The 1,428-nt window shown below is 44.3% G+C and carries 1 protein-coding gene and 2 pseudogenes; all 3 read left to right on the top strand.

What is annotated here, in order from left to right; all coding sequences use genetic code 11:
• Positions 1–194 (top strand): annotated as a pseudogene (locus AC3LHT_RS01800) (heme ABC transporter ATP-binding protein); the annotation flags it as partial.
• On the top strand, positions 191–1,243 hold the full coding sequence (locus tag AC3LHT_RS01795) for an ABC transporter permease (RefSeq protein ID WP_488661783.1): 1,053 nt from the start codon (positions 191–193) through the stop codon (positions 1,241–1,243). The pseudogene AC3LHT_RS01800 and the gene AC3LHT_RS01795, both read left to right, overlap by 4 nt.
• Positions 1,240–1,428, top strand: a pseudogene (locus AC3LHT_RS01790) (ABC transporter permease); the annotation flags it as partial. The gene AC3LHT_RS01795 and the pseudogene AC3LHT_RS01790, both read left to right, overlap by 4 nt.

The following is a 1,428-nucleotide window of genomic DNA, read 5'->3' as shown; positions in this document are numbered from 1 at the left end:
AGGGGATAGGCATCCTTCTCATTTCCATGGAGCTTGATGAAATATTCTCGCTTTCTGATCGTATCCTGGTCTTCTACGAAGGAGAAATAATGGGTGAAGTCACACCTGAAGAAGTCACGAGGGAAGAAATCGGTCTCATGATGGCCGGTCATAAAAAAGCAGAAGTATTGGGTGAACGAGGTGATATAAAATGAATCGAAGCAAAATTTATCCGTTGCTCGTTCCCACTGTGTCAGTTTTAATCGCGCTGGCAGTGGCATCCGTTATCATAGTGATAATCGGTAAGAATCCCATTACGGCTTATGCGGTTATGATCAAAGGAGCCTTTGGGGGCGTTGAACAACTTGCCAACACTATCGTTAAAATGACCCCGCTTGTACTCACGGGATTAGCGGTTGGATTTGGATTTAGAGCAGGCGTCTTCAACATCGGCGCAGAAGGTCAAATGGCCATTGGCGCACTCATCGGTTCCATGGTTGCTATAAATATGGGAGCTGTTCCTTCGATAATCACAATCCCGGTTGTCATAGTCACTGGAATGTTAGGAGGAGCTATCTGGGCTTCAATAGCTGGATTTCTAAAGGCTTTTACTGGAGCTCATGAAGTCATCTCCACAATCATGCTGAACTGGATTGCCGCAAATTTAGCTTCTTTCATGGTTACAGGCCCTCTTGCTGTGGGCTCTGGAACACCAAAAAGTCCTGAAATAGCTGAATCTGCAAAACTTCCGATTATCATGAAAGTTCAGGCCACAGAACTGAGCATAGGCATAATCATCGCTGTGATAGTAGCGATTATCATGCAAATTATCCTGGAACGAACGACGATGGGATATGAACTCAAAGGAGTGGGATTTAATCCCTATGCTGCTGAGTACGGTGGAATCAGCATTAAAAAGAGCATCATCCTTACTATGGCAATAAGTGGCGCATTAGCCGGAATGGCTGGAATAATAGATATAATGGGTGTTCCACCTCACCGATTTGTCGGCGAGCTTACTGGGGGAAGAGGTTTCGATGGTATTACCATAGCCTTAATCGGCCGAAATAACCCTATTGGTATTATCTTCGCGGCTCTTCTTATTGCCGCCCTTAGAACGGGCTCTAACGCTATGCAGATCAGCGCACAAATACCTGATGATATCGTCATCATTATTCAGGGTATCGTTATTTTCCTTGTTGCCGCAGAGAGAATCGTGGCCTCCATTATTTACTGGAAAAGAAAGAGGGGTGAATTGGCATGAGCTGGATTGAAGCTATATTTTCCATTCTCGTAAACCCTCTGTTTTATAAACTCATGTTACTTTCGGCCACTCCATTGATTTTTGCATCGCTTGGCGGAGTTTATAGTGAATCCACTGGTGTAACAAATATAGCCCTTGAGGGAATCATGATAATGGCAGCTTTTTTCGGAGTTATTGTCAGTGCT

The organism is Kosmotoga sp., from assembly GCF_982836095.1.
This window is presented reverse-complemented; position numbering and strand designations above follow the sequence as displayed.

Excerpts from the sequence above, each read along its gene's own strand:
- AC3LHT_RS01795 (WP_488661783.1), top strand. The coding sequence starts at position 191 with ATGAATCGAAGCAAAATTTATCCGTTGCTCGTTCCCACTGTGTCAGTT.